Origin of the sequence: Alteromonas salexigens, from assembly GCF_025628895.1 — a bacterium.
Lineage (GTDB): Bacteria > Pseudomonadota > Gammaproteobacteria > Enterobacterales > Alteromonadaceae > Alteromonas > Alteromonas salexigens.
On sequence record NZ_JAOTJC010000013.1, the window covers coordinates 174,285 to 194,165 of the forward strand.

A 19,881-nucleotide genomic window follows, 5' to 3' on the forward strand; every position below is an offset into this window, starting at 1 on the left:
CGGCGAGTTCACGCCTACAGTTATCACTATCTCCCTTCGCGAAAAGTGCACGCACTATGTCAGAGCTCAGTTCGTTTTTTGGCTGGATGTCAGTGATAAATATCGGCATATTGTCGGTAATGGGCTTAGCGATCACTCTGGGCAGGCGCCAGATTGCCAGCATTCATCACGCACTGTTTAACCTTTCTCAGCCAGAACTGTACCTGCTTTATTTTAAATTTCTGGCAGCCTACAAGCTGCTGACACTGTTTTTCTGCGTGGTGCCCTGGTTAGCCTTACAGCTATAAGGCGCAAGCATGACAGCGCGCCCCAGACAGGCGCGCAGCGGCGAGCTTACAGCGTGGCGCATACCCGGGTGCCCTGGTCGATAGCCCGCTTGGCATCCAGCTCCAGTGCTTCATCGGCTCCGCCAATCAAATGATAGGGCACGTTCAGCCCCTCAGTCAGTTCGCGAAGAGGCTCTTGACCGGCACAAATAATGATGTTGTCCACTGCCAGTACCTGTTTTTCACCGTTTATTTCGACGTGCAGACCTTCATCGTCGATGCGCTCATAAGTTACGCCCGGGATCATTTTCACGCCTTTCATTTTAAGACCCGCCCGATGTGCCCACCCGGTGGTTTTTCCAAGACCAGCGCCCACTTTAGAGGACTTACGCTGAAGCAACAAGATCTGCCGTGGCGAAGGTTCTGGCTTTGGGGTCATGCCCTCTACCCCGGCCCGCGCTTCCAGCTTCATATCGATACCCCATTCCCGCATAAAGGCGGCAATATCCTGGCTGGGTGTGGCCTTGCCGTGAGACAGGAACTCGGCGGTATCAAACCCGATCCCACCCGCACCAATGATGGCAACCCGCTGCCCCACCGGTTTTTTCGCTTTAATCACCTCCAGATATGACAGCACCGATGAATGTTCAATGCCCGGTATATTGGGTGTCCGGGGTATGATCCCCGTCGCCAACAATACTTCATCGAAGCCCCCTTCGTTAAGTGTGTTTGCGTCCACCCGGGTATTCAGGTGCACGGTGACCTTGTGGAGCTCCAGCTGACGCTTATAGTAACGAAGCGTTTCATAAAACTCTTCTTTACCGGGGATTTGTTTAGCGATATTAAACTGGCCGCCAATTTCGCTGTCAGCATCGAACAACGTCACCGTATGACCACGCTGAGCTGCGGTCACGGCAGCAGCCAGCCCCGCCGGACCCGCCCCCACGACCGCAATATTTTTATGCTGTTCAGCCGGTGAAATAACCAGCTCCAGTTCATGGCAGGCTCTGGGGTTCACCAGACAACTGGTGAGTTTTCCGTTGAAGACATGGTCCAGACACGCCTGATTACAGCCAATACAGGTGTTGATTTCATCCGCGCGACTCTGCTGAGCCTTTATTACAAAGTCTGCATCTGCCAGGAACGGGCGGGCCATGGACACCATATCCGCATCGCCCCGTGCCAGAACTTCTTCTGCCACTTCCGGCGTATTGATTCGGTTGGACGTGATCACCGGGATCGACAGTGCCGAGCGAAATTTCGCCGTCACCCAGGTGAAGGCTGCGCGTGGCACCTTAGTGTTAATAGTGGGAATACGTGCTTCATGCCAGCCAATGCCAGTATTGATGATGGTCGCGCCGGCTTTCTCAATTTCCTTGCCCAGCGTTACCACTTCATTGTAGTCGGAGCCGCCTTCAACCAGATCCAGCATAGATAAGCGGTAGATAATAATAAAATTCTCACCCACTGCCTCACGAACCCGGCGTACCACTTCAATAGGCAGACGAATACGGTTTTGGTACTCACCGCCCCAGTCATCGTCACGATGATTAGTGCGCAGGGCGATGAACTGGTTAAGAAAATACCCTTCCGAACCCATGATTTCCACGCCGTCGTAGCCCGCACGCTGAGCCTGTTGGGCGGTAAACACAAAATCCTGGATTTGCTGTTCGATTCCATCTTCGGTGAGCGCTTTTGGCTTATACGGGTTAATGGGAGCCTGCACGGCTGAGGGCGCCACCAGCTTTTCACAGTATGCATAGCGCCCGGTATGCAGTATTTGCATACAAATTTTACCCCCAGCCTGATGCACTGCCTCAGTCACTTCGCTATGGTGTGCCACCGCTTTGTCATTATCCAGACGACGGGTCATGGGATGGGTCGACCCTTCCTCATTCGGCCCGATACCGCCAGTGACAATAAGGCCGACGCCACCTCTTGCCCGCTCGGCGTAAAATGCCGCCATATGCTTGTGGCCATTAGGCATCTCTTCCAGCCCAGTGTGCATAGAGCCCATTAGAATACGGTTTTTCAGGGTGGTAAAGCCGAGATCTAACGGCCGGAACAAATGAGGATAAAGAGAGTGTTCGGTTGCAGTCTGGGTCATGATTAGTCCTGTTCTTTATGCGTTTTACTCATGGTGTGCAGCTGACTGCCGCCACCATGTAAATTGTCGAATTGAGGGGTGCTGCCAGTCTGCCGCGCGGCAAGGGCTGTTTGCACGTCAGGCATCTGGAACATACCGCTTTGCCATGTGGCCATATGATTCAGGCTATCTGCCAGACTATGATCCAGCGCATAATTAATCATATGCTTACACCCGCTGACCGCCATCGGCGATTGTTGTGCGATAACGGTGGCTATTTCCATTACGCCAGAGAGCAGTGCCTCCTGGTCGGCATACACCTGATTCACAAACCCGGCCCGCAGCGCCTCGTCAGCGCTGAAGTCTCGGCCGGTATATGCCAGTTCTTTTGCCAGCCCGACAGGAATTAGCCGGGGTAGTCGTTGTAGAGTACCCAAATCCGCCGTCATGCCAATCTGGGTTTCTTTAATTGAAAAATAGGCGTCTTCTGTGCTGTAGCGCATATCACAGGCGCACAGTAAATCTACTGCGCCGCCAATCGCCCCGCCCTGCACCGCAGCGATAACCGGCATACGTAATTCCTCTATGGCGTTGAACGCATCCTGCAGCTCCAGCACCAGACGGCGAAAACGCTCTGCCCGCCGGGCTTGCTCTCCTTCGAAGGTGCCAGCCATGCCGGTAAACACAGCCAGATCCATGCCGGCAGAAAAGTGCTTCCCGGTGGAAGAGATGACCACTACGCGCGCCTCAGCGTCGGCATCAATTTCACGCAATGCCGCAGGCAGTTCTTTCCAGAACGCGGGCACCATAGAATTCATCGAATCGGGTCGGGACAGCCTAATGTGCGCCACCTGCTCCTCAAGCGAAACAGTAAGCGTTTGATAGGTGTTTTCCGGTTTTTGCTGGCTCATTATGCGCCTCTGCGTTAACAATTTTGCAAACTAGACACCGTCAAGATAAGAGGGTATGTTGACAGTGTCAAGATAATTCACAAAACCACCGCAGGATACCGAATGATGAGTGAGAACGGGCACAGTTATCACCATGGTGACTTACAGGCCACGCTGGTAAGAGTCGCCTCTGAGCGCATTCGTCAGCATGGTATAGACAGCCTGTCATTACGGAAGCTGGCGGAAGATGCCGGCGTCTCCCGAAGCGCTCCGTATCATCATTTTAAGGACAAAAATGCGCTGCTAAGTGCAGTGGCCGCAAAAGGTTTCAGTGACTGGCACGACAAAGCCAAACACATATTCGGCGATAAAACCGCCTCCGCGCCGGTGCGGTTTCGCCAGTTTGTGCATGCCTATATACAGTGGGCGGCCGACAATCCACAGTTGTATGAGCTGATGTTTGGCAGAACCCTGTGGCAGTCGGGTAATGCAACCGAAGAACTTAAGTCGGTGGCCTACCCCAGCTTTCAGTTTCAGGTAGAGATGACCCGGTTCTGGCAGCAACAAGGTGTGCTTTGCTCTACTCAGGACCCCTTGCGTCTGGCACAGGTGACCTGGGGCACACTGCATGGCATTGCCCGGTTAGTGATTGATGGGGTGTACGCCAACAGCAGCCACCTTAAAGAGATGTGTGATTGTGCTGCCGACGTATTTATTCAGGCTGGTGTATCAGTACCGTCAGACCAAACATAGCGCCTGCTGCCGGAATGCACTCTCCTTCTAGAGACTGACCGGGGTTCCTGCGTGATTCGCTTTAATAAAGTCTGCCGCACGTTCGGCGATCATCACCGTCGGTGCATTGGTATTGCCGCCTACGAGCGAGGGCATCACTGAGGCATCGACCACCCGCAGTCCCTGCACGCCGCGAACCCGAAGCTGTGGATCTACCACGGCCATTGGATCGTTATCTGCGCCTATTTTGCAGGTGCCCACCGGGTGATAAATGGTTTCTGCTTTATCCCGCAAAAATTCAATAATATCCGAGTCAGATGTAGCCGACACGCCAGGGTACTTCTCGGTCGCCCGGAATGGCGCAAACGCGTCACTGCCAGCAATACGCCGGGCCAGTTGCACGGCTTCTATCATGACCTGGAGATCTTCTTCTGCAGACAGGTAGTTAGGGTCGATTCTGGGATGATCGGCGGGGTGGTTACTCTGCAATGAGATGCTGCCCCGGCTCTTCGGGTATAAATGGCAGACGTGGACGCCAAACCCATACCCGTAAACCGAATGACGGCCGTGATCATCAAGAATGGCAGGCAGAAAATGCAGCTGGATATCCGGGCCGTTGGCCGCCTGAGTAGAGCGCACAAAGCCGCCCGCCTCCGCGATATTTGAGGAAAACGGCCCTTTGCGGTTGAATAAATATTGCCAGGTCCCGCCGATATACATGGGCAGCGCCCCGGCAGCCACCGCATAACCGGCCCGGGCCTTACAGGTATACTGCACTATTGCGTCCAGATGATCCTGCAGGTTCTGGCCTACTCCCGGCAGATCCACCTGCACATGCACACCCGCCTCCTGCAACGCGTCTTTTGGCCCGATACCGGATAACATAAGCAGTTGAGGAGAATTAATGGCCCCACCACACAGCACCACTTCGCACTTGGCCTGCAAGCGGAAAACACTGCCTTTGGCGCGAATTTGTACCCCGGTGGCACGGCGATCTTTCAACAGGACCCGCTCCACCATGACATTGGTTTTCACTGTGAGGTTGTTGCGGTTTTTTGCTTCCTGCAGATAGCCTTTGGCGGTGGAGCAGCGCTGCCCATTGCGTTGGGTGACGTGATAATAGCCCAGTCCTTCACGCTCCTGGCGGTTAAAATCATCACAGACAGACAACCCCACCTGCTCAGCTGACTTCACAAACGCATCAGACAACACATCGGTGTGGCGCAGTGACTCAACCCGCAATGGTCCCCCTGCCCCGTGAAACTCGTCTTCACCACCGGCAAAGTCCTCGGCCCGTTTGAAATAGGGCAAAACCTTCTCAAAATTCCAGCCTGCGGCGCCTTCCTGCTCCCAGCGGTCATAATCGCTGATTTCGCCACGGATGTAACACATGGCGTTAACGGAGCTGGAGCCACCCAGGGTCTTGCCCCGCGGCCAGAACAATTCTCTGTCATGCAGCCCGGCCTGAGGGGCGGTATGATAGCCCCAGCCAATACCTTCGAAGCGGGATAACAAGGAAAGTCCGAATGGAATATGGATGAGTGGGTTGCTGTCGCGACTACCGGCTTCCAGCAGGCACACTTTAAGGGCGGGATTTTCAGACAACCTGGCCGCCAACGCTGCTCCGGCCGATCCGGCACCTACCACAATATAATCAAACTGCTCTACTGCCTCTTGCATACCCTTGTCCCCTGCGCCCTGCATCATGGGTGTTATCTGGCCTGATTATCCCTGCCACAGTGACAGGCTATAAACGGCGGCTGACTTTGCATTGCAAACCTTGAGGGCTCAGCAATGGTAAGACCAGTCTAACAAAATTCGTCCTGAGTTCGGTAGAACTATGTTAGGGTTTTATGGCATAAAATCGGCGAGAAACAAACAGACATGCAGCATTTGGGTTTCAAGGACAGGTGGCAGTTGTGGGTGGCAACGTTGCTAATCAAGCTGGGTAAGCTTACCCGCGACACCTTCACCAGTGACGAGCTGACCGAACTGGCAAACCAGTTTTACCCCCATGATCTCATTCTCCCCACCCCCGTGGGCGATGGTCATGTCACCCTGCAGCGGGGGTATGTCTACCTCAATGAAAACGCCAACCGGGTATGTTTGCAGTCGCTGGCCAGCATCGCGATTTCCGGCTTGGGCACCACCTTATACCGCGCCCATCTGGTGGTGATTGTCAGTGCATCTCCCTACTATGATCCCGCTACTGCGACCCTACATTTTCAGGATCTGGAAGTGGATGATATCCGTCTGATTAACGACGATTATGCATTGCTGCAGGATACCCGGTATCTGATTAATAAACGGCTGCCCGGCAGTGGCCTGGCGAACCTGGTCGCAGGCTCAGTAAAAAATATGCTGTCGCTGGTATCTGTGGGCACCAGCGATCAGGCCCTGTCGTATCTGCAGTTGTACTTAGCGGGCAGTAAACAAAGCATACTCGACTACCACCGACCACAAATTCGTAAAGAGCTACTGGGCATGGCCGAGACACTGCCTCTCCATCATCAGATGCGCTCAGATGTGTGGCGCGAGGCGCTGTTTGCCCGTTACGGTAAGGCAGTAGTGGTGAATGGCCAGCGGCTGGAGTTTCGATTCTGACCGGTAAGTAAAACCGACTATAAAGCGGAATCGCACTCAGGATTCACTGACAATAGAAACCGGTACCCGCTCCACCTGCTCGCCAATATCATCAATATTCAGACCCGGATTATCCACACTGGCTTCCAGCATATCGAATGCCTCGCTGAAGTAGTCCGCTAACGGCTGTAATGAGGTGATATTTTTATTGCAGCACACCATGCCTACATTGGCTTTGCCGGCGTAAGTCATCAAAGTGATATTGACTCCGCCACCCGGCGTCATGGTAGAAATGGGGTAACACGCCAGTAATTTTGCGTCTTTTAGATAGCGGTGTTCCGGGGGCCCCGGCACATTTGAAACCAGCACATTGGCAATAGGCTTTACCACGCTGGACAAGCGCAACCACTCGAATAACAGGGCAAAGCTCTGAATTACAATGGTATAGGCGCTGAATGAGCCCGGGCTGGCATGCTGAGCGGCATGCTTAACGATGCGGTGGTTAATAATAATTTGCCGTAACCGCAGGTACGGGTCCTGCTCACCATGGGCGAGTTTAACCGGTACGATTGCTATTTTATTGCCGGACGTTTTTTCACCGGGTTTACGCAGGTTGATGGGCATATTGGTATACAGGGCTTTTTTAAACACATGCCCGTGATCCTGCAATAAGCGATGCACGCCTATATCAAACGCACATAATAATACCTCATTGGCTGAAGCCCGGGTCCGCTTTGCCAGTGCTCTGACCCGTGCAAAGTCAAGATCCATCGTTGCCACCGCCCTGCCCGGTTTGACCTGGCCGGTCAGCAAGGTTTTAGTCCCGGTGAACGGTACCGGCATGTAATGGGAATTGACCCGGCACAAATTGAGCAACAGCCGTAAGAAAATGACCGACAAGTCGAGAAAGATCCGTACTCCCCCCACCACCGACTGCCAGTAACGGTTCAGCCGGCGCTGTCGTGTTGAACGGCGCCGTTGACGTTTGACTGCCCACACCGGAACAAAGGATTCAGTCTCTGGCTTGCTCAGATAACCGGCCTGAAACCAGCGCACCAGAGTGGCGCCATCGCCGTACAAATGGTGAACCCGGGCATAGATAGCAAACTGCCGGTGGATGCCATCGTACAGAAAGTGGTATTGCCAAAGTGGCTTGTCAGGATCAAGGCGGGACTCATGAAGCCTGGCGGCGAATTCATCTAATGCCTGTTTGTCGGTGGCATCGGCCACCTTATGCAATTGCAGATGATAATCCATATGCTGCGATTTCACCGGTTGCAATCCCAGCGGATAACCCATAAAGGTTTTTACCCGGCAATTGAAGGGAGGCGTAGACCTGGAAAACTGCTTCATCTCAGCGAACAATTGATGGATGTATCGGGTAGGGTCGGCCCCCTCAGGCATTTCCAGCAATTGCAGGCAGGCTACATGCTTAGGGTTGGCATCTGACTCGGTTAGCCAAAAAGATTTGTCCAGAAAACTTAATGAACGGGACATCAGCTACGCTCCAGTGAAGTAAACCTGTGGTCAGCCAAGTTGGCCAAGGCATGGCTGTCGATGGCATTGCGAATGTTGGCAAGGGCATCTTCAGGTAAATTCAGGCGTGGCAGCAATATCACCATAATAAGGGATAGTGCATGATAGTGCTGCGCGGTTTCATCACTGCCACCTTTGGCACTATCGAAACTGCAAGACTGGGTTAATATCAGGCTCAACATTTCCGCCAGCAGTTTCTTGTCGGTCTGGGAAGCATTCAGGGCCTGATCCTCACGCAACTTTTCCAGTACGGCCATCAGCTGCGTTTCCAGTGCGCTGATAATATTTCTTACTGGCTTTTCTACAACCGGATATTTTTCCAGCAAATCGGTCTGACTGCGGTAGAGAAAACGAAATAAATGCAGCTTCTCAACCAGAATGTACAAATAGTAGAACACATCTTCCGGCGACAACGACGCCAATACGCTAGCCGACAACACGCCATGCATTTGTCGCTTATGCAACGCCACCAGCGACTCAATCAGCACTTCTTTGCCCTTGTAATGGTAGTACAAATTGCCCGGGCTGATATCCAGCTCCATTGCTATGTCCACACTGGTGACACTGTTTTCACCATGCTGGTTAAAAAGCTCCAGCGCAGTAAGCAAAATCCGTTCTGCCGTTTTCATGGTTAGTTGAATACCAGATAGAGTTGTGCAAAACCGGCCAGCATACCCAGCACGGCACCCGTGACAATAAGCTTCCATTCGTCCTGCTGATACGCAGGTCGCAACACCCCTTCAAATTCCTCAGGGCTGAGTTGCTGCATTCTGGCACTCAGGTCTTCCCCTATTCGCATGGCGCCGTTTGCATAATCAAATGCATACAGCAGGTATTTGTCTGAATTCTCAAAAATTTGCTGGACCGCCAGTGCTTTCATGCGGTGATAATTTTCTGAACCGACGCCGAGGGCAAAGTAAGGCTGCGCCACTGCGACATAGCGTTCAATGGCATCGTTTACGTGTAGCTCAATCAGTTCCAGGAGCTGCGCCGAGCCTGAACCATGTAAAATAATATGGGTGATGTTACGTGGGGTGATCAGCTTCTCTTCAATAATTGCTGAGTACACCTCGGAAACTTCTTTTTGCCGCTTCAGAAACATACCCTGCAACGTCACAGGCCCAAGCCTGATTGGTCTTTTCGGTTGGAAAATTACCGCCAGCGCAATCCAGTTGGTGGCATAGCCTACCAGTAAGCCCCCCAGTGGCAGGATCCACCACGCCTGGAAAAAATACCACAGCGCCATGGTCGGCAAGCCGAACAGAAAGCCAAAGTAAAAGCCCGAGCGAATAATAAACGGAAACTCTTTGGCGCCGGCAGTCAGAAAAATTTCATTAATGAGTTCGGGGGAGTTGACCAGCTGCTCAACCACCAGCTCTTTGATATCGAGTATTTCGTTAACGTTATTCTGAAAGTCGCCCACCATTTTATGAACGACATTAGGCAGGTCGTTTTCGATGCGCTGGTACACCAGGTTTTTACCCTGCACAGGCAGTGCTGCCCATAACTGGGGCGCCGACTCTGTCATCACATCGTTGATGACTTTGCGTACTACCTGCTGCAGGCGCCGTTCTATTGCCTCGGTAAGCGCATCCGGGTCGAGCCGCTGGGCCAGTTCCTCTACACTGAGCAGTTTGCCCAGTACCAGCTCCACCTCAATTTCTGCCATCTTCCGGCGTTTAGCGGGGATCAGTCCCTGCCAGCCGAAGATCGGCCGCAAGCCGACAAACTCAATTGGGTAAAACATCATTTTTACCGCCAGATAGTTTGTCACCCAGCCCACAAGCGCGCTAATAACCGGTATCGACAACAAACTAAGCGTCTGAATATTCCATTCCATGTGGCGAGGGATATGCCTTGCTGTTATTTTTATTCCCCTTCAGGCTACTGACTGCGCAGGCATTGGTCAATATGTAATCCTCGCAATCTACTGACATAATACCGTTGTTTCAGAGGCGCGCTTAAATTGGGTAGTGCTTTCTAACTTCCTTGCATAAACTGAGGTCTGAGAACAGATCTGACCTGCACATTTCACGTCACAGGGGGAAGTATGCCAATGTTCAATACCGTACTGGGAAAGCTCGAGCGTGATATCGAGCACGCCAATTCCTATCAGGCTTATCGCGAAGCATGCCTGGCTCATGATGAACTATCAGGAGCTAACGACTGGAAGGCCAAAGATCCCTGCCGCGATTACGACTATCGCCTCATCCGTAAACGGGTACAGCGATTACAGCTAGCCCGGGGTAAAGGTGACAGCCTGGCGATGATGTCCATTCTGCATGAAGGATTACACGGTAACCTCGGTAATATTGCGAACCCGGCGCTGGACGATGGCAGCAAAATCGGCACTAAAGTACTTATCGAGACCTTCATCGAAGAAGTGGTGCTGACCCTCGATCACATATTCGAAGCCGACGAGCAGGAAGTCGACTTTTACGAAAAACTGTCTTTTTTTGAAGAAACTGCCCATGCCTTTGGACGCAGCTGCCTGATGCTGTCCGGCGGGGCAGGACTGGGCTTTTTTCATTGCGGCGTAGTTAAGTCGCTCAACGAAAAAAACCTGGTTCCCAGCGTCATATCCGGTGCCAGCGCCGGCTCAATTATTGCGGCCATGCTGGGAACCCGCTCACATGACGAGCTACTTGAGTCTTTGTCCCCTGCCTTTATTTATGAAACTTTTCAGGACTGGCGGCACTGGGCTGGCTTTGGCAAGAAGAGCCTGTTTAATAGTCAGGCGCTGGAAAACGCATTAATTGGTCTGTTCGATGTGATGACATTTGAAGAGGCTTTCCATAAAACCGGTCGTCACGTCACGGTATCGGTCTCACCCGCAGACTTGCATCAGCACTCACGGTTACTGAATGCTAAAACCGCGCCAAACGCTATCATAACCCAGGCTGTGCGGGCTTCCTGTGCGGTGCCGGTCTTGTTTAGCCCGGTTCAGTTGCGGGCGAAGACCGCAAACGGCGACATTGTACCCTATATTCCCAACCGTCGGTTTGCGGACGGCTCGCTGATGGCGGACCTGCCCTTCGAACGCCTCTCCCGGCTGTATGGTGTCAATCACTCCATCGTCAGTCAGACAAACCCGTTGGCCGTACCCTTTTTATCCACTAACCGCACCCATGCAAAAACCATGGGGGCGCTGACGTGGCGCCATCTGGGCCAACTGGCTAAATCTAACAGCATATTTGCAATTGACTTGCTGGAAGGTCTGGTAGAACATCGCGGCGCCAAACTCGCAATTCATAAAGTTCGTTCTATTATTGATCAACAATATGTTGGCAACGTAAATATCCTGCCAAACAAGCAGTTACGGAATTTGGCTCAGATCCTGGCAAACCCGACACTCGAAAGTATTACGCACCTGATTGAAAGTGGTGAGCGAGCCACCTGGCCGCACATTGATGTTATAGAACGTAATACTAAAATCAGCGAAACGTTGCGCTATTATTTAGCCAAGCTGAAGCAGCGCGAGGCAGAAAAACTGGGACATACCCATCATAATGCGATAGCCCGAGCCGCGTCATAAGCAAGGCAGCAGATTACAATTAAAGGACCACAGTGAGTAAGATAGAGCACCCTGATAACCATTATACGCAGCAGGTTAAGCAGCTTATTGAGTTGGTATATCCCAAGGAAGCCGGACGCGGCTCAGTCTGCGAGGATGCCCGTCATTATTACATTCTTACGCCGGACCTTGAGGATCATATCAACGAGCTGCAGGGCAAACTAAAGGCCGTGGCCAACCCGGACAAGCAACCCGCGGTGGTCGAGCAGCTGACCAAGAAACTCAAGTCCGCGCAGGCAAAGCTGGAAAGCGAGCGACTGGAGCGCCTTGAACGGCTGCAATCCGTTGCGCACCGGTTATTGGCACTGTGTGAAGGCGATACTTACGAAGAAACGCAACTACTCAGTGCTAAGTTCCTCGGCACCGTAATGCTTCTTACCCGTGGCCCGGAGGGCAAATTTGCCCAACTGCATCAGCGCCTCAAACCACTGTATAAAGCCGTGCTAGCACTGCGTTTAAGTGACAAAGCACTGGAACACGACTACATCTCGCACCCTTACCTGACTGCACGCAAAGCGGCCCTCACTCGCTTCAAAGGTAACCGGGCCTGGCAGGAACGCTGGCAAAACGAAGTTGCCATGCCCATCATCTGGTGTGCGTTACTGCAGGATATTGGCCTGCAGTCTTATGAGGCGCGGGCTATCTTGCACGGGCCGGACAACAATCTCGATGAATTTCGGGTACTGGAAAACGATCAGCGCAAACAGCTGCTTAAAATTAACTTTTCCAGCACACTGAATTATTTAAAAAATGGGTTGGGGCTGCCTGCCTACGTGGGTAACGATAAAGCCGAGCGCGATGCGTTTATTGCCAGCCACACTGCCACCATGGAATTCATGCAGGCATTAATGAAAGACGCCTTTATCAGTAAGTCAGGACTTGGGGAGATACTTAAAATACCGCAAATTTACGTTTCGGTAGTATTGTCCACCAAACCGGATTACAGCCGCAAAAGCCTGCCCAAGGGCTATTTACTCATCGAGCAGCTGGCCAAAAAAGGGGCACTGCACAATAAGCTGGCTGAAGCTTTTATTGGCATTGTGGGTTATTTCCCGCTCGGCTTTGGAATTACCTATATCCCGCAGACTGAACGTGGTTTTGACCGTGAAGGCTATGAGTGTGCGATTGTAACCCGGTTGAACCCGGAGCACCCTGCCGAGCCGATTTGCCGACCGGTGACCCGCAACCTCACGTATATTCGCTCAGGCAGTGATGAAACTGTAGGTCGTAATGTAAACCTGTTCTTTCCTGCCAACCGCAAGAAACTGATGAAGATGGGTGAAGACCGGCTGAAAGAGATCATGAGTCAGCTGTCCGGCAACTTCACGCCTGATGCGATTGATGATCTTATCCCGAGTTTTTGGGAGCCGGCTGATTATTTCGCTTATAAGAACAACCAGAACTTGTGGAACCGGGGGCGCTAACCCCCTGCCACCTTCCTGCTGGAAGAGTGCTTAGCGCGTAGTGCCGGCAACCGGGTTCAGCTGTTTTTACTCTCAGATTTTGTGCTACTGGCTGACTTTGCTTTTGTCGATGTTTCCGCTGAAGAACTGGCCGACGTTTTCTTCGTAGCGGCTTTCTTAGTGCCAGAGGTGCTGGAAGCAGACGATTTCTTCGCAGTTGAGGCTGATCCTCGTCCGGAACCCGAGTCAGTTGTGCTCTTTTTGGTAGTCTGTTTGGCTGCTGCTGTGGCAGGTTTTTTAGCTGCGGGTTTCTCTGCCGCTTTTTTCTCCGCGGCTTCTTTTGCTGCCAGCAACGCCACTTGCTCAATTAACAGATCGACCTTGGTCGATAACGCCTGCAGTTGTTGTTCACGCTTTTCAGCTTTACTGCCCTGACCAAACATCGAGAAAATCGGGTTTGCCATAATCAGCTCCTGAAACGAGGTAAATACCTGCGAGGGTGCAAGTTGCGCCTTAATTTGTTTGTCCATAACCGCGCCGCGTGCCTGTAGCTCTTCAAACAGTGCGTGTGTCTCATCCAGACGTTTATTCACGGTTTCGGTTACGTCTGACAGCTGTGCTGCCATTAAATCACTGCCGGCTTCCAGCCAGCCAAACAGTGGTGATGCTGAACTTTTACTTGTTGCCACTTCAAACCTCCCGGTCGGGCTGTTGTAACACCTGCACAGTGTTAATAAATAAGCAAAGGGCCGGCATTAGCCGACCCTTATGGATTTACTTGTTTGCCGCCAGCTTGGCTACGGCTTCAGTCAGTGCGTCGACTTTGGCCGACAACTCTTCAATCTTCTGGTCTGAATGATCCACATCCAGGCCCAGCTTCTTGCGCACGTCAGCAACACGGTTCTCAACGTCATTGGTAGTTGACTGGAACTTACTGCGCGCGTCGTCTTCAAGAGTTTCCCCTTTCGTCACCAGCTCATCAAACATCTTGCTGGCTTCGGCGCTCAGTTTGTCATAACGACCCTGTGCTTCTTCTACACTTTTACCGTAGGCACCCAGACCGGCTAACCAGACTTTACGGGCAAAATCTTCAGCTTCGTTAATTTTAGACTTCACAGTATCTTTGTTACTCATAGCAATTTCCTCTCGGGATTTGATTCGATGCGCAAACAATAGCGCCGTCAATTAGAAACCGCATACTAAAACTGCATTTATTTTATCGAGGGTGAATAAAAAGCTCGCCTTCCTTGTTCCAGACCGAAAATTAGGTGATATAGATGCGTATTACCAGAGCAGGTAAACAAACAATGCTGATACGAACAGTAAGTAGCTTGTAAAGGGTATAGCACATTATTGAGTGAATGCTTCGGGAGGGATCAAAAAAGCCTCCGCTAAGGAGGCTTTTGTAGGTCTGACTGGTGGTTGTTAGTCCACCAAATCTTTCGGCATGTTTTCACGCACCTGCTGCCAGACCTTGCCACTTTCAATACCGTACTTACGTACAACTTGTGGTACTGCATCGTAATTACCTTGCTCGGCAATTTTGTGCAGCTCCTCATAAAAGTCTCTGGCTACCTGGCGGGCACTTTCATGGGAGAAGAAATACCCTCCAATCCGTGAATATAAGCCACGGAAACCGTTCATCATCAGCACGAATACGTTGTTATTCGACGCCAGTGCCAGATCATGGTTCATTTGATAATCGAACTGCGCAAATGCCAGCCCATCGGCTTCCACGTCTTTATACCGTGCAATGATGTCAGCCGACTCCTGGGGATTATTACGAATCGCACCACGAATAAATACTGCACTCAGATTGGTTCTGGCTGCCAGCAGGTTGTCTACCAGTTCAGGAATACCTTCCTGATCCAGCCGTGCCAGTGTTTCCAGAATATTCAGACCGCAGGTTTCCCAGAAGTTGTTCACTTTAGTGGGTTTGCCATGCTGAATAGTCAGCCAGCCATCACGGGCGAGGCGTTGCAGCACTTCCCGCAATGTGGTGCGGGTGACACCAATTAATTCAGATAACTCGCGCTCAGCGGGCAATATCGTGCCTGGAGGAAAACGACCACTCCAAATGGATTCAACGATGTATTCTTCTGCGAATCCTGCCGGACTCTGCGCCTTGTAAATCATAACCTGCTCGCCTGAACGTTCTTGTTATTTTGTTAACTGATTGTACCAGATGCCATTTCGATAGCACAATGAATAAATCAGTTTCGGGATTTGGCTACTGCCACTTAAACTGGGATTTCGAGGCAAGATGAGAATGGTTTCGTGCGAGACTCTGTTTGTCTAGGGTTCAGGGGAAGCATTGCCTGCGATTGTCATTTCAGGGCGAGGTAGATTCTAAAGGACTGCGTTGAGAGATGAATGAGCTGTTGATTAACTCATTCGGCAAAGTCAGCTTCAGACAATGAGCGGACATATATTCGTGCTTCCTCACCAGATTATCTACCAGCGCATAACAATGCGTGAAAACAAATCAGGCATCACCAAATATTGTACAGAATCAACCAAATTACGAGACCACACACCATCTTTATTGCCATTCGTTAGGTACACTATTACATAGTGGTCATCTAAATTTTCTTGAAATAATATTCTCACTCTCACGAGGCCCCCGCCATCGTGCCCTAGCTCTTGCCAGTTCCCAGCCTTGTTATAATCCCAACCAGATGCAAAGTATCCCTCATCACCATTGGATAACCGGTATGGTTGCCAGTAACCCATCAACGATTGCTTAGATATTAAATGTCCTTGGGCTATCGCTGACAAAAACTTACTCAGATCACCTAATGTTGAATACGCATCTGCATGTGAAATCGAATAATCTGGAAAGGTGGCTTCATTTTCTTGAAGCGTGCTACCACTATTGGAATGATAAGCGGTAACGAGCCTTTGCTTAGGGACACTTTCTAACCCAAGCCACGTATTTTGAAGGTTTAGAGGCTTGAAAATTCGGCTATACACTAACTTACGATATGAAGTTTCAGTAACGCTCTCTATAACAGACTTAAGTAAGAGATAGTTAGTCTGGTTATACTGCATTTGCGCATCAGGCTCAAACAACATGGGAGCATTTCTTATGCGACTAATAGCAGTTTCAAACGAAACAGGAAATTTACACTCCTTGTTTTTACAGTTGTAGTACTCTGGTAAACCGGAGGTATGGTTTAACAATTGTTGGACTCGTATCTTCTGCCAATTAATAGGTAGATTATCAACATATTTGGATACGTAATCGGATAATTCTAATCTTCCTTCTTCGTGGAGTTGCATAACTATCGTGCTAGCAAAAAGCTTAGTTATTGAGTAGATGGGAAAAACTGCTTCGTTGCTAATGGGCTTTGCGCTATTTACATCGTTGATACCGAGGTTGTTACGAAACATAACTGCTTGATTGTGCATTATCATTAACGCTTGCGCAGGAATTCCATGCTTTTCTGAGTTTACTTTGAGCTGTTCGTTTATTGTTTCACTTAACTCGGTTGTACTCGTGCTGCATCCAGCTAAAAAGATACTAATTAGAATAATAACAACTGTTCTTGCTCCAGTAGATTGCATTGGTCAATTCCTTTGTACTAGTAGTAGTTTATTTTTCAGTCAGAGTAGTTTAACGAAAATTACATCAACCATACACGCTACTAGGAACGCCACCTATTCAGAGTCCGTTGTTCGCACTTTGTTGCCGGAAAATTGTCAATGTGCAAAGGTCCGGTATACGTACAAAGCTTCCTGTGCACTCAAGCTATGGCTATGGTGTCTCTAGCACAACAATGAAAATTCACTGTCCCCTAGTAAAAAACTTTCTCGATTTAAGTGACAACATCTATTAGTAATCTCAATTTGAGAGGCACAGCGTATTTTTTTGTATTTCATAGAGTATTGGATTTAATAGCGGCGGCTTGCCTGAGACTCTCAGTTTGAGTGGCAACAGCCAAGTATGGGCTTTCACACTGCGTTTAAATAGCGTGCCTGCCTTTTAAAACGAGGCAACGCTCAATAATAGGGTTTGCGTACGCATAGTCTATTTTCAGTCATGACAGTGGCAGAAGCGCTACTGTATCACCCGGTAAAGCCGGCTTTCGCCCGGAAACGCAACATAGTTACCCATTACGTCTTTTTGGCCACATTACTTTTTACTGTTTGAACCGCCTCCTCTGTCACCAGGTCCAGTGTTCGTGCGTGACCAGCGGCTTCTGCAGCGTCTTTAATAAATTTAAACGGCACGTTACAGGTCGCATATTCGTCCGCCGCACGGGTAATTTTTGCAGAGCGGGAGGTGGGATTGAGGTCGCGAATATACACAGCCGCAATTCTTTTGGGGTGCGCTTTGGCTATTTTTAAATAGGCATAAACATCATGTTGCCCAGAATCGCCTATTAATATTAACTTCAGGTGAGGATAAGTTTTTAAGATAGTTTCTATACGCTCGGTTTTATAGTTCTCATGGCCACTCTTAAACCAGCGATCCTCTCTTAATCCAAAGTCCTTTAGTAATACGGGCCCTTTGGGTAAGCCATTAATTTCAATAAACTCGGCTATGAGGTCATAAATATTCCAGGGGCTGCTTGATACATAGAAAAAAGGGTTACCGGCATCTCCTGAGGCCCCTTGGTGTAAGGCGTTGTAAAATTCACAGGTTCCCGGGAACAGTTCACGGCTGTGGGCGTTATTCAGTAATACGGTTTTCGTGTGTCGGAAAAAATTGGTGGCCCCTGTACGCATGATAGTGTCATCAACATCACTGACAACGGCAAACTCCGCACTTTCGGGTGGCACGGATACCTCTGCAACACTGTGTGACTCGGCTTTTGGGAGCGCCGGATCAGCGGCGTGTAGTGTGAGGTTAGTCCAGGGCTGCTGCACACAATCGTCCGCAGGGTTTTGCCAGTGATAGTGAAAATACCCGTCCGCATCCGTCGTCACAGTTCGCTCGTCAGTGCCCAATGAGATGCTAATGTCCGTAAAGGGGATTTCATCGCTTCGATAACGGCGCATCATATGCACCAGGTTTTTCCAGCGACTGTCGTCAATGCTCCCCGCTACGCCTTTAGCTTCTAACAACCTGCCGGCAACCCATAATTCATCCGTCGTGCCATACGTGATATACGGTTGTACAATGACCGGTGAGTAGCCATACCATCGTTTAAAGCGATGTCTTAATTTATCCAGACGCCTTTCAAGGCGGTGCACCCAGTAGCGCGCGTGTTTTTGCATACAAATCTCTATCAGCAGGAGAGGTTCAGGTGAAAATAGTGAACTGATGTTTCAAACTCTGACCGAAGCTCGACCACCGTCTGTGCTCAGGGCTTGAAACAAGATGTGATCAAACCGTCCCTCCTGCCATCTCAGTGACGATGAAAAGTCAGTTCATTTTCGTAAGTCTGCAGGAACGCTCCTAACAGGAGCTCGCATTCAACTTCCCACTACCTGATTGTTGTACTACGGAATGAACGAAAGGGGTCAGAGTTTGTATTAATAAATATGATTGAATGCTTAAGTTCTACATCACAGCACTAGTGGAGTCCGAATTCGTCTCTCCGTTTCGTTGGCTATTGCGATATCTGTGAGTACCAAAAACGAGAATTCGGTCAACAAATAAAGTACGTTGTGGTTATTTTTCACGATGTTCAGATTGTTGGGGGTTTGCCTGTAGCGCTATACTTAGCGCGCAATGCAGTTAACACCCTCGTCGATTTGCCGCAACAATGACCCGAGGCTGGTTATGCGAGAGAATTATGAAGCTATTTGATAACCCTTCTGCCACTGTTAAAAGCCGATATGGTCAATACCGCATCGCGGTAACAGGTAACATCGTTGCGGTTTGCGCCGGTGGGATGGCGGGAGAGAGCGCCATCGCCTCATACAGCCGCGATATGGAGGCTACAACGGCACTCCTTGACGGTCAACGATGGGCGTTTTTAGGGTTACTCCATGGGTCTGCTGTGCTGACTGGCGATGGCGAAGTTGCGTTGCAGAAATCGGTCGAGTGGCGCGCGGCGAGAGGCATGGCGGTTGGTGCTTTGGTAGTGGGTGACACCACTGTTGCGGCGCTGGTAACATCGCAGTTTGCTCGTATTTACGAAAATGCGGGTGTACCGTTAGGCGTATTCAGCGACGAAGATAGCGCGCTCGACTGGTTAGCGAGCCAGGGTTTTCACACTGCCCTCTCATAATTAACGCCTGAAAGTTTTTATCTTCATCGCCTGTACCTGCACCGCATTCGGTACCAGAACATCTGACTATATACCAACTGGCAACGGCGTTTTGTCAGCGCGTCTCCAATAGCAGCGGTGTATCTATAGCGAAAAACTGGCTGGCAGCCTGGATTAACGACTGTGCGGTGAGTGCCTCTACCCCATACACTTCCACCCGCTTACCGTGATCTTCACGCAGTGTTTTGGCCAGTAAATCAAAGTCCCCGTCCCCTGAGACCAGCACAATTACATCGGCGTCACGGGCGGCGGCGAGTGCATCTATAGTAATGCCCACATCCCAGTCTCCTTTGGCAGATCCATCCTGCCGCTGAATATACGGTTTCAGCCTGATTGAAAAGCCAATGCCACGCAGCACATTCTGAAACTGGCGTTGTTTGGGGTCATTGCGGTCGATGGCGTATGCATTGGCCAGCGTAACTTCCCGGTCGGCAGTAGCATGTCGCCAAAAGGTGTTGTAATCAAAATGCCGTTTATAACGTTCACGGGTGGTGTAATACACGTTTTGTACATCTACCAGTAAGGCAACTTTTTCCAAGGTCTGCTCCATCATTAATTCGGGGGAAGTGGCTTCGCCCGTAAACGCAGCC

18 protein-coding genes are annotated in these 19,881 nt (G+C 50.5%); 6 read left to right on the forward strand and 12 right to left on the reverse strand.

The window, feature by feature from the left end; all coding sequences use genetic code 11:
* The first annotated feature begins 56 nt into the window (after positions 1–56).
* Positions 57–287: a DUF6868 family protein gene (locus OCL06_RS15285; protein WP_262996124.1), complete on the forward strand. Its 231-nt coding sequence runs from the start codon at positions 57–59 to the stop codon at positions 285–287.
* 46 nt (positions 288–333) lie between these two features.
* On the opposite strand, the gene OCL06_RS15290 is transcribed toward OCL06_RS15285, so the two are convergent.
* Both OCL06_RS15290 and OCL06_RS15295 read right to left on the reverse strand, forming a co-directional pair.
* Positions 334–2,373, reverse strand: a complete 2,040-nt coding sequence (locus OCL06_RS15290; protein ID WP_262996126.1) for an NADPH-dependent 2,4-dienoyl-CoA reductase — start codon at positions 2,371–2,373, stop codon at positions 334–336.
* Between the two features lie 2 nt (positions 2,374–2,375).
* Positions 2,376–3,263, reverse strand: coding sequence for a crotonase/enoyl-CoA hydratase family protein (locus OCL06_RS15295; protein ID WP_262996128.1), 888 nt, complete (start codon positions 3,261–3,263; stop codon positions 2,376–2,378).
* Positions 3,264–3,368: 105 nt separating this feature from the next.
* On the opposite strand from OCL06_RS15295, the gene OCL06_RS15300 reads away from it, so the two are divergent.
* On the forward strand, positions 3,369–3,995 hold the full coding sequence (locus OCL06_RS15300; protein WP_262996240.1) for a TetR/AcrR family transcriptional regulator: 627 nt from the start codon (positions 3,369–3,371) through the stop codon (positions 3,993–3,995).
* A 27-nt stretch (positions 3,996–4,022) separates the two neighbouring features.
* Here the strand turns inward: OCL06_RS15300 and OCL06_RS15305 are convergent, their stop codons facing one another.
* Positions 4,023–5,654, reverse strand: coding sequence for a GMC family oxidoreductase (locus OCL06_RS15305; protein WP_262996130.1), 1,632 nt, complete (start codon positions 5,652–5,654; stop codon positions 4,023–4,025).
* A gap of 204 nt (positions 5,655–5,858) precedes the next feature.
* Here OCL06_RS15305 and OCL06_RS15310 point away from each other — a divergent pair, with 204 nt between their 5' ends.
* Positions 5,859–6,578, forward strand: coding sequence for a DUF1439 domain-containing protein (locus OCL06_RS15310; RefSeq protein WP_262996133.1), 720 nt, complete (start codon positions 5,859–5,861; stop codon positions 6,576–6,578).
* A gap of 36 nt (positions 6,579–6,614) precedes the next feature.
* On the opposite strand, the gene OCL06_RS15315 is transcribed toward OCL06_RS15310, so the two are convergent.
* From OCL06_RS15315 to OCL06_RS15325, 3 genes are read right to left on the reverse strand one after another with little or no spacing between them, the layout of a single operon-like run.
* Positions 6,615–8,054 carry a wax ester/triacylglycerol synthase domain-containing protein gene (locus OCL06_RS15315; protein WP_262996135.1) on the reverse strand — a complete coding sequence of 480 codons (1,440 nt, stop codon included), beginning with the start codon at positions 8,052–8,054 and terminating at the stop codon, positions 6,615–6,617.
* The gene (locus OCL06_RS15320; protein ID WP_262996137.1) at positions 8,054–8,722 is read right to left on the reverse strand and encodes a TetR/AcrR family transcriptional regulator; all 669 of its coding nucleotides are present in this window, start codon (positions 8,720–8,722) and stop codon (positions 8,054–8,056) included. Before OCL06_RS15320 ends, OCL06_RS15315 begins: the two co-directional genes overlap by 1 nt.
* Positions 8,723–8,724: 2 nt before the next feature.
* A complete protein-coding gene (locus tag OCL06_RS15325) occupies positions 8,725–9,933 on the reverse strand; it encodes a DUF445 domain-containing protein (protein WP_262996139.1) in 1,209 nt (402 codons plus the stop codon).
* A gap of 216 nt (positions 9,934–10,149) precedes the next feature.
* Here OCL06_RS15325 and OCL06_RS15330 point away from each other — a divergent pair, with 216 nt between their 5' ends.
* Positions 10,150–11,628: a DUF3336 domain-containing protein gene (locus OCL06_RS15330; protein WP_373318500.1), complete on the forward strand. Its 1,479-nt coding sequence runs from the start codon at positions 10,150–10,152 to the stop codon at positions 11,626–11,628.
* Positions 11,629–11,660: 32 nt separating this feature from the next.
* Positions 11,661–13,091 (forward strand): hypothetical protein, encoded by a 1,431-nt coding sequence (locus OCL06_RS15335; protein WP_262996143.1) that lies wholly within the window; start codon positions 11,661–11,663, stop codon positions 13,089–13,091.
* Between the two features lie 56 nt (positions 13,092–13,147).
* Here OCL06_RS15335 and OCL06_RS15340 read toward each other — a convergent pair whose 3' ends face one another.
* The 5 genes from OCL06_RS15340 to OCL06_RS15360 all read right to left on the reverse strand — a co-directional run bounded on the left by OCL06_RS15340 (position 13,148) and on the right by OCL06_RS15360 (position 18,293).
* Positions 13,148–13,759 carry a hypothetical protein gene (locus tag OCL06_RS15340; RefSeq protein WP_262996145.1) on the reverse strand — a complete coding sequence of 204 codons (612 nt, stop codon included), beginning with the start codon at positions 13,757–13,759 and terminating at the stop codon, positions 13,148–13,150.
* Positions 13,760–13,844: 85 nt separating this feature from the next.
* Positions 13,845–14,204: a phasin-related domain-containing protein gene (locus OCL06_RS15345; RefSeq protein ID WP_262996147.1), complete on the reverse strand. Its 360-nt coding sequence runs from the start codon at positions 14,202–14,204 to the stop codon at positions 13,845–13,847.
* Between the two features lie 291 nt (positions 14,205–14,495).
* Positions 14,496–15,206: a fatty acid metabolism transcriptional regulator FadR gene (gene fadR, locus OCL06_RS15350; protein WP_262996149.1), complete on the reverse strand. Its 711-nt coding sequence runs from the start codon at positions 15,204–15,206 to the stop codon at positions 14,496–14,498.
* Positions 15,207–15,524: 318 nt separating this feature from the next.
* Positions 15,525–16,637, reverse strand: coding sequence for a serine hydrolase domain-containing protein (locus OCL06_RS15355; RefSeq protein WP_262996152.1), 1,113 nt, complete (start codon positions 16,635–16,637; stop codon positions 15,525–15,527).
* A gap of 549 nt (positions 16,638–17,186) precedes the next feature.
* Entirely contained in the window at positions 17,187–18,293 is a 1,107-nt protein-coding gene (locus OCL06_RS15360) for an App1 family protein phosphatidate phosphatase (protein ID WP_262996154.1), read from the reverse strand.
* A gap of 521 nt (positions 18,294–18,814) precedes the next feature.
* On the opposite strand from OCL06_RS15360, the gene OCL06_RS15365 reads away from it, so the two are divergent.
* Positions 18,815–19,252, forward strand: coding sequence for a hypothetical protein (locus tag OCL06_RS15365; RefSeq protein WP_262996156.1), 438 nt, complete (start codon positions 18,815–18,817; stop codon positions 19,250–19,252).
* 94 nt (positions 19,253–19,346) lie between these two features.
* Here OCL06_RS15365 and OCL06_RS15370 read toward each other — a convergent pair whose 3' ends face one another.
* Positions 19,347–19,829, reverse strand: coding sequence for a LabA-like NYN domain-containing protein (locus tag OCL06_RS15370; RefSeq protein WP_262996241.1), 483 nt, complete (start codon positions 19,827–19,829; stop codon positions 19,347–19,349).
* Positions 19,830–19,881: the final 52 nt, after the last annotated feature.

Bases quoted from the DNA above. Each gene is read 5' to 3' on its own strand.
- OCL06_RS15330 (WP_373318500.1), top strand. From the start codon at position 10,150: ATGTTCAATACCGTACTGGGAAAGCTCGAGCGTGATATCGAGCACGCC.
- OCL06_RS15360 (WP_262996154.1), bottom strand. From the start codon at position 18,293: ATGCAAAAACACGCGCGCTACTGGGTGCACCGCCTTGAAAGGCGTCTG.
- OCL06_RS15305 (WP_262996130.1), bottom strand. From the start codon at position 5,654: ATGCAAGAGGCAGTAGAGCAGTTTGATTATATTGTGGTAGGTGCCGGA.
- OCL06_RS15345 (WP_262996147.1), bottom strand. From the start codon at position 14,204: ATGAGTAACAAAGATACTGTGAAGTCTAAAATTAACGAAGCTGAAGAT.
- fadR (WP_262996149.1), bottom strand. From the start codon at position 15,206: ATGATTTACAAGGCGCAGAGTCCGGCAGGATTCGCAGAAGAATACATC.
- OCL06_RS15290 (WP_262996126.1), bottom strand. From the start codon at position 2,373: ATGACCCAGACTGCAACCGAACACTCTCTTTATCCTCATTTGTTCCGG.
- OCL06_RS15315 (WP_262996135.1), bottom strand. From the start codon at position 8,054: ATGTCCCGTTCATTAAGTTTTCTGGACAAATCTTTTTGGCTAACCGAG.
- OCL06_RS15285 (WP_262996124.1), top strand. From the start codon at position 57: ATGTCAGAGCTCAGTTCGTTTTTTGGCTGGATGTCAGTGATAAATATC.
- OCL06_RS15320 (WP_262996137.1), bottom strand. From the start codon at position 8,722: ATGAAAACGGCAGAACGGATTTTGCTTACTGCGCTGGAGCTTTTTAAC.
- OCL06_RS15310 (WP_262996133.1), top strand. From the start codon at position 5,859: ATGCAGCATTTGGGTTTCAAGGACAGGTGGCAGTTGTGGGTGGCAACG.
- OCL06_RS15365 (WP_262996156.1), top strand. From the start codon at position 18,815: ATGAAGCTATTTGATAACCCTTCTGCCACTGTTAAAAGCCGATATGGT.
- OCL06_RS15325 (WP_262996139.1), bottom strand. From the start codon at position 9,933: ATGGAATGGAATATTCAGACGCTTAGTTTGTTGTCGATACCGGTTATT.
- OCL06_RS15300 (WP_262996240.1), top strand. From the start codon at position 3,369: ATGAGTGAGAACGGGCACAGTTATCACCATGGTGACTTACAGGCCACG.
- OCL06_RS15295 (WP_262996128.1), bottom strand. From the start codon at position 3,263: ATGAGCCAGCAAAAACCGGAAAACACCTATCAAACGCTTACTGTTTCG.
- OCL06_RS15355 (WP_262996152.1), bottom strand. From the start codon at position 16,637: ATGCAATCTACTGGAGCAAGAACAGTTGTTATTATTCTAATTAGTATC.